Origin of the sequence: Pseudomonas fuscovaginae SE-1, assembly GCF_000364705.1 — a bacterium.
GTDB classification, from domain to species: Bacteria; Pseudomonadota; Gammaproteobacteria; order Pseudomonadales; family Pseudomonadaceae; genus Aquipseudomonas; species Aquipseudomonas fuscovaginae_A.
On the sequence record NZ_AQOH01000271.1, the window covers coordinates 1 to 7,199 of the forward strand.

General features: G+C 64.0%; 6 protein-coding genes and 1 pseudogene. 3 read left to right on the forward strand and 4 right to left on the reverse strand.

Annotation, left to right across the window (positions count from 1 at the left end):
* The first annotated feature begins 556 nt into the window (after positions 1–556).
* Positions 557–1,333, forward strand: coding sequence for an N-acetylmuramoyl-L-alanine amidase (locus K675_RS0121750; protein WP_017905580.1), 777 nt, complete (start codon positions 557–559; stop codon positions 1,331–1,333).
* A 61-nt stretch (positions 1,334–1,394) separates the two neighbouring features.
* Here the strand turns inward: K675_RS0121750 and K675_RS0121755 are convergent, their stop codons facing one another.
* The 4 genes from K675_RS0121755 to K675_RS0121770 all read right to left on the reverse strand — a co-directional run bounded on the left by K675_RS0121755 (position 1,395) and on the right by K675_RS0121770 (position 5,324).
* Positions 1,395–2,351: a 2-hydroxyacid dehydrogenase gene (locus tag K675_RS0121755; RefSeq protein WP_017905581.1), complete on the reverse strand. Its 957-nt coding sequence runs from the start codon at positions 2,349–2,351 to the stop codon at positions 1,395–1,397.
* A 33-nt stretch (positions 2,352–2,384) separates the two neighbouring features.
* On the reverse strand, positions 2,385–3,146 hold the full coding sequence (locus K675_RS0121760) for an SDR family oxidoreductase (protein WP_017905582.1): 762 nt from the start codon (positions 3,144–3,146) through the stop codon (positions 2,385–2,387).
* A gap of 36 nt (positions 3,147–3,182) precedes the next feature.
* The gene (locus K675_RS0121765) at positions 3,183–3,875 is read right to left on the reverse strand and encodes a fumarylacetoacetate hydrolase family protein (RefSeq protein ID WP_017905583.1); all 693 of its coding nucleotides are present in this window, start codon (positions 3,873–3,875) and stop codon (positions 3,183–3,185) included.
* Positions 3,876–3,974: 99 nt separating this feature from the next.
* Positions 3,975–5,324 carry an MFS transporter gene (locus tag K675_RS0121770; RefSeq protein ID WP_026145418.1) on the reverse strand — a complete coding sequence of 450 codons (1,350 nt, stop codon included), beginning with the start codon at positions 5,322–5,324 and terminating at the stop codon, positions 3,975–3,977.
* A gap of 596 nt (positions 5,325–5,920) precedes the next feature.
* On the opposite strand from K675_RS0121770, the gene K675_RS0121780 reads away from it, so the two are divergent.
* Together K675_RS0121780 and K675_RS31230 are read left to right on the forward strand one after the other, a co-directional pair.
* Complete coding sequence (locus K675_RS0121780; protein ID WP_026145419.1) at positions 5,921–6,853, forward strand: helix-turn-helix transcriptional regulator; 933 nt, start codon at positions 5,921–5,923, stop codon at positions 6,851–6,853.
* A gap of 103 nt (positions 6,854–6,956) precedes the next feature.
* A pseudogene (locus K675_RS31230) lies at positions 6,957–7,199 on the forward strand (amidase family protein); the annotation flags it as partial.

Here is a 7,199-nt window from a genome sequence, read left to right on the forward strand (position 1 = left end):
AAGAAAAATTCAATTCTGTGTCCGGGAATTGTTGACCACTACAGGGGATTTGGCGTGACCTTGAACATAGAGTGGTTACTCCCGATCTGTTTGGGGAGCCGCCACATTCGCGACTAAACGAAGGGGTGGCGGCCGTACGCAGGTTAGTCGACCGGTGATCAGGAAAACCGGCGCACCGAAGTGCCCTGCGCACGGCCACCATAAAGCGGAGGCTGCAAAAAAGCGCCTCGTGGAAGGTGGCGCTGTGCGCCTGATCAAACTGGCGGGCGACTAAACCCGGTCACTGAATTGGCAGTGACGAACCGAGCCTAGTCCCACGATCAGGCGCAAACAAGCGCTCGGGATTTTCTAGGAAATTTCGGTCAAGGGAAAGGGAGGCGTCTTGCTGGCCACTGAAAACCCGGCTGATGCAACCGGCCATCCGTGCGGGTTGGTTGGAGTCGCCCGCCCAGACATCTCCTATGAAAGCCAAGCCCCCCGTCCGATATTCACCGACCGGCCACACGATTCACCCTGTTCCCTCAACAACGCCAATTCACAGGGAACGGAATCGCTCATGAAAGCAATCAACTACAAGGCCTATCGGAACACGCGGGGTTTCGAGGAGCGCGTGCGCTTCCTGGTGCTGCACTACACCGCCGGCAACTTCGCCTCTTCAATCGCCTCGCTGACCGGCCCCAGCGTCAGCAGCCATTACCTGGTGCCCGATGTCACCGACCCGAGCTATGTCCAGGCCGGCTTCAGCCAGCAGGAGGTCTTCAGTCTGGTCGACGAAACCAAGGGCGCCTGGCATGCGGGCACCAGTGCCTGGGGCGGCAGAGCGCGCCTGAATGACACTTCGATCGGCATCGAGATCGTCAACCTGGCTTCCGAGAGCGGCGGCGTGTTCACTTTCCCGCCTTATGAGCCCCGGCAGATCGAAGCCGTGAAGCAATTGTCGCTGAATATTCTCGCCCGCTATCCCAATATCGGCCCGACCCAGGTGGTCGGCCATTCGGATATCGCCTGGAGCCGCAAGAGCGACCCGGGGGCGGCGTTTCCCTGGTGTGAGCTGTCTCTGGCGGGCGTCGGGGCCTGGTTCGATGGGGCGACGCGCGATGGCTACCAACGGCAATACACCCGTGATGGGCTGCCATCCCAAGCCACGGCCCTGGCGCTGTTCAAGAAGTACGGTTATGAGGTGACGGGCGCGGACACGCCGGCAGGTTTCAAGCAGTTGGTCCGGGCCTTCCAGTTGCATTTCCGGCCGACGAATTATGATGGGGTGTTTGACGTCGAGACTGCGGCCATCCTCGCCGCGCTGGTGGCGAAGTATTTCCCGGCAGTCGGGTAACGATGCGCTCGCGCTCGGCCGGGGAGGTTGGCCTTGCGCGAGCCACATCAGGTTATGGCTTTCAGTCCGTTACGCTACCCTGCGGCACCTTCCCGGCAAAACTGTCCACCAGGCTGGCCACCACCATTTCGCCCATCCGCGTCCGCGTCTGCACGGTCGCGCTGGCACGGTGCGGCTGCAGCACCACCTGTTCGTTGCTGAACAGCGCCTCTGGCACGCGCGGCTCATCGACGAAAACGTCCAGCGCCGCACCGGCGATGTCGCCGGCGGCCAGTGCGGCCACCAGGTCGGGTTCGTTGACCAGCTTGCCGCGTGCGACGTTGACCAGGTAGCCGCCCTTGCCGAGCGCCTGGAGCACTTCGGCATTGATGAGGCCTTCGGCCTTGTCGGCCGCCGCCGCGAGGATCAGTGCATCGCTGTCGCGGGCCAGTTGCTTGAGGTCGGCGACGAAGGTGTGGCTGACGTCGCTCATCGGTTTCAGGTCGGTGTAGCTGATCGGGCAGCCGAAGGCGGCGGCGCGGGTGGCCACCGCACGGCCGACCCGGCCCATGCCGACGATGCCGATGCGCATGCCCGACACCTGGCGTGCCAGCGGCAGTGGGGCCAGCGGCGTCGGGCTGTGCGGCCAATGGCCGGAACGCACGTAGCGGTCGCTGGTGCACAGGCCGCGGCACACGGAAATCAGCAGGCCGATGGCCAGGTCGGCGACGTCTTCGGTCAGCGCGCCGATGGTCGCGGTCACGCGGATGCCGCGGTCCCTGGCGTAGGCCAGGTCGACCGCGTCGGTGCCGACGCCATTGACCGCCACCACTTCCAGCTTGGGCAACTGCGCCATCAGCGCCTGGGTGATGCCGGTGTGGCCGCCGGTGATCACGCCGCGGATGTTGGCGCCGTGTTCCTGGATATAGGCGGCCTTGTCGGCCTGTTCGAAGTAGCGGCGAATGGCGAACAGCTCGGCGAGTCGCGCATTGATTTCCGGAATCAGGATCGGGCTGAGCTGCAGGACTTCTGGCTTCATGTGAACCTCGCGTAGCGGAATAAAAAAGCCGGGTTAACCACGCCCGGCAAAAGGCATGTTGGTGGCCATGACGGTCATGTTCAGCACGTTGGCCGACAGCGGCAGGCTGGCCATGTAGCGCACGGCATCGGCCACGTGCTGGACGTCGACCATCGGCTCGACGGCGATGGTGCCGTTGGCCTGGCGCACGCCCTTGGTCATGCGCACCGAGAGGTCGGTGAGGGCGTTGCCGATGTCGATCTGGCTGCTGGCAATGTTGAATTCGCGGCCGTCCAGGGCCAGGGATTTGGTCAGGCCCAGGACCGCGTGCTTGCTGGCGGTGTAGGCGCTGCTGAAGGGCCGTGGGGTGTGGGCCGAGATCGAACCGTTGTTGATGATCCGGCCGCCTTGCGGCTGCTGCCGGCGCATCAGGCCGAAGGCGCCCTGGGCGCAGAGGAAGACACCGTTGAGGTTGGTGTCGATCACGTTGCGCCACTGTTCGAAGGTCAGTTCGTCCAGGGGCACGGCAGGGGCGTTGATCCCGGCGTTGTTGAAGACCACGTCGAGCCGGCCGAAGTGGGCGTCGATGCTGGTGAACAGGTTTTCCACGCTTTTCGGGTCACGCACGTCGGTGGGTACGGCCAGGGCCTTGTGCCCTTCGAGGGCGGCGAGTTCGACCAGTTCCTGCAGCGGTTCGGGGCGACGGCCGGCCAGTACCACGGTGAAGCCGTCGGCCAGCAGGCCCAGGGCCACGGCGCGGCCGATGCCGCTGCCGGCGCCGGTGACGAGGGCCACTTTCAGGGTGGGATTGGACATCTTGTTATCTCCTGTTCGATTCGCTGGGGTCGGGGTTCAGGGGCGCGGGCCAACGCGCATTTCCAGTTGGCCGATGCCGTCGATGCCGGCGTTGATGAGGTCGCCTGGCTGCAGGGTGTCGACGCCGGCGGGGCTGCCGGTCATGATCAGGTCGCCGGCGCGCAGGGGGATCGCCTGGGAGATGCGGCTGATCACTTCGCTGACCGACCAGATCTGGTTGTCGAGGCTGTCGCGCTGGCGTTCCTGACCGTTGACGTTCAGCCACAGCTCGCCGGTGGGGTGGCCGGCGCGGCTGACCGGGACGATGGCGGTCATCGGTGCGGCGCCGTCGAACACCTTGGCACCTTCCCACGGCAGGCCCTGTTCCTTGGCCTGGCGCTGGACGTCGCGGCGGGTCAGGTCGAGGCCGGCGGCGTAGCCCCAGACGTGGGCCAGGGCCTCGCTCTCGGGGATGTTCGCGCCGCTTTCGCCGATCGCGACCACCAGTTCGATTTCGTGGGCGAAGTCTTCGGTCTGGGTCGGGTACTGCACTTCACCGCTGACGTCGATCACGTTGCTCGCCGGCTTCATGAAGAACACCGGTGGCTTGCGCGCCTGGCCCTGGGTGTCCGGCCAGGGGTAATTGCGGCCGACGCAGAACACCCGGCCGACGGGGAAGCGTTGCTGGCTGCCGGCGACCGGCAGGGTCACGGGCACATCGGGAGTGAAGACGTATTCGGTCATGGTCATGTTGTTCTTGGCCTTGTTGGAGGCTTGAGCTTACGGCGGCCTTCGCTTGCGAAGTTGGACGAAAGCCGCCTCGTGTTGGAAAAAACCGGGTTCCTGGTTTCAGCGCGCCTTGAGTTCGATGCGGTACAGCTTGCCCAGTAGGAACGAGTAGGACAGGGTGCCGATCAGTGCCACGCCGCCGATGAACCAGAAGGCCCAGGCGAACGAGCCGGTGGCGTGGACGATCGCGCCGATCACGATCGGCGTGACGATGCCGCCGATGTTGGCCGCCAGGCTGGTGATGCCGCCGGTGAGGCCGATCAGTTCCTTGGGCGCGACTTCCGACACCGCCGCCCAGGAAGCCGAGGCGATGCCCTGGGCGAAGAAGGCGATGGTGAGAATGGCGATGCAGACCAGGTTCGAGTCGGTGAAGTTGACCAGCATGATCGACATGCCGAGCATCGAGCCGACCACCAGCGGCAGCTTGCGGGCAAAGGACATCGAGTAGCCACGACGGATCAGCAGGTCGGAGACGATGCCGGCGAGCAGGATGCCGACCGTGGCACCCACGAACGGCAGCACGGCGAAGATCCCGGCCTTGATCGTGGTCAGGTGGCGCTCCTCGATCAGGTAGGTCGGGAACCAGGTCAGGAAGAAGTACAGCGCCGAGGTGCTGGCGAACTTGCCGATGCAGATCGCCCAGATCTGCCGGTAGCGGAACAGCTCGCCGATCTGTTTCCAGTTCAGGCGGGTGCGTTCCTGGCTGCTCTTGACCAGGCCGCCGCCGGCCTCGATGTATTTCAGTTCCTCGGGGCTGACCTTCTTGCAGTTCAGCGGGTCGCGATACACGTACAGCCAGAACACGCCGAAGACGATGCCGATCAGGCCGGTGCTGTAGAACACGTGGCGCCAGTCGTAGGTGGTGGCGAGCCACAGCAGCACGCCGGTGAACAGCGCCGTGCCGAGGTACTGGCCGCACACGTAGATGCTGCTGGCCATGCCGCGTTCCCGTGCCGGGAACCACACGGTGACCGCGCGGCTGTTGGCCGGGAAGGCCGGTGCCTCCATGGCGCCGACGGCCAGGCGCAGGCCGAACAGCGAGGCGAAGCCCGAGGCCAGGCCCTGGCAGACGGTGACCGTCGACCAACTGATCAGCGACACGCCGTAGGTGAGCCGCGAACCGAAGCGGTCGGCGATGAACCCGGCCGGTACCAGCGCCAGGGCGTAGGTCCAGGCGAAGGCGGAAAAGATCAGGCCCATCTCGATCTTGTCCAGGCCCAGGTCCTTGGCCATGAAGGGGGCGGCGATCGAGATGTTCACCCGGTCGATGTAGTTGATGATGGTGGCGATCAGCAGCAGCGACAGCATGACCCAGCGGCGCCGGGTGGGCAGGCTGCGCGACGAGGCGGCCTCCATGGGCGCGGCGACCACGGACGCGGCGCTGCTCGGGGGAGTGTGTGAGTTCGACATGAGTAGACCTTGTTATTGTGGGTGTAGGCGGTTTCTTGCGCGCAGCCGAATCCGTCGCCCGGGAAATCGCGGACAAGGCCAACAGGGGGCGGATCGGGAGCGCGCGGCGGCGCTGTCAGGTGTTCAGGTACACCGGACAGTGGGGGGCATGGCGATGGGGTGGTGGGAGGTCGACAAGGGACAGAAGCAGGGTCATGACGTGCGCACCTTTGATTGTTGTTGGATGAGGTGGAGCTGCGTTGGTAGCTACAGTGGTCGTATGACTAAAGGGGATCAATGGGCGCGTTAGATCATTTTCCCCGCGTGAAAAGGGCTGTGACGGGCTTGTCCAAAAAAATCAAAAACCACGGGATTTTCATGAATTTCCCTATATTATTTTTAACATGCTGTTTTTAAACAATTTTATTTTGATGTTGCGCTTCGGCTTTTTTGGACAGTTGAACTGGCTGGTGTGGAAACGGAAAAACATGTTTCAGAATATGTCGTCGTACCACTATTGAATCCGGCCGTGATGCCGTCGCAGAATCGGCGCTGTCGTCGCTGACCTTCCAGCCCGACAGCGACCTGCCCACGCACTCCTCGAGGACCCCCGGACGATGTCGTCAGCCCACCGAGTACCGACCTATGGCATGCAGCAACGCAGCGAGTTGACCGACTTCTACATTCGCGACAAGAAGGGCCGCCGCGCCGAAACCAGCCCGCATCGCCACGAGTATTTCCAGATCCAGGTCAACCTCGGTGGCGACACCGTGCAGCACATCGGCAGTGTCGAGCGGCCGTTCCCGCGCAATACCCTGGCGTTCATCCTGCCGCACCGGGTGCATGTGATCCCGCATCCGGAAGAGAGCAACTTCATGGTGATCAACTTCTCCCAGCATTTCCTGCTGCCGCACCTGCAGTGCGACCCGATGGACCTGGAAGAAGTCTCGATTCTGCTGGCGCCGGAGTTGTCGCCGTTCCGTTTCCAGGAGCACCTGGACTTCATCCTCGGCGATGAGGATTTCGCCCGGGTCTGCGGCCTGATCGAGCAGATGCGCGCCCTCGACGAGAACCGCCAGTTCGGCACCCGCGAGATGCTCAAGGGCTTGCTGCTGCAACTGATCGGCAGCGTCTGCGCCCTGTATGCCGAGCCGCTCAAGCGCCTGGCCGAGGAGAATGCCGCCGAAGTCAGCCGCCGCGATGCGTTGAGCCGGATGTCCGAATACCTGCGCAAGAATATCGCCGACCCGGACCTGAGCCTGGTCAAGGTGGCGGCCGCGACCTATCTCTCGCCGACGTACCTGACCCACTGGCTGCGCAAGGAAATCGGCAAGACCTTCACCGAGCTGGTGCTGGAGCGGCGGATGCATGCGGCGCGCAATTACCTGCTCAATGGCACGCGGGCGGTGGGGGAGGTGGCGCGCCTGTGCGGCTTTGCCGACGAGGCTTATTTCTCCCGGCGCTTTCGGCAGATCCACGGCCAGCCGCCGGGGCAGTTCCGTCGCCAGCAGCTCAACCCGGATACGCCGCAATCGCCGTCCAGTACCTGAATCGCGCCACCCAAAGCGAACCGCTTTTTTGCGAGGCAGGACACTAGGGTAAGATGTGGCGATTCCAATCACCGCGTCCCCCCTAGCAGTCGACGGTAACAGCATGATCGAAGTAACCGAGGTTTCCATTGCGCAATTGCGCGCCGCGCTCGAATCCGGCCAGACCACGGCGGTCGAACTGGTCCAGGCCTATCTCGCCCGGATCGATGCCTACGATGGCGCCGACACGCCCACTGCGCTCAACGCCGTGGTGGTGCGCAACCCTGAAGCGCTCGACGAGGCACGGGCTTCCGACGCACGCAGGGCGCGCGGCGAGACCCTGGGCCCGCTCGATGGCATTCCCTAC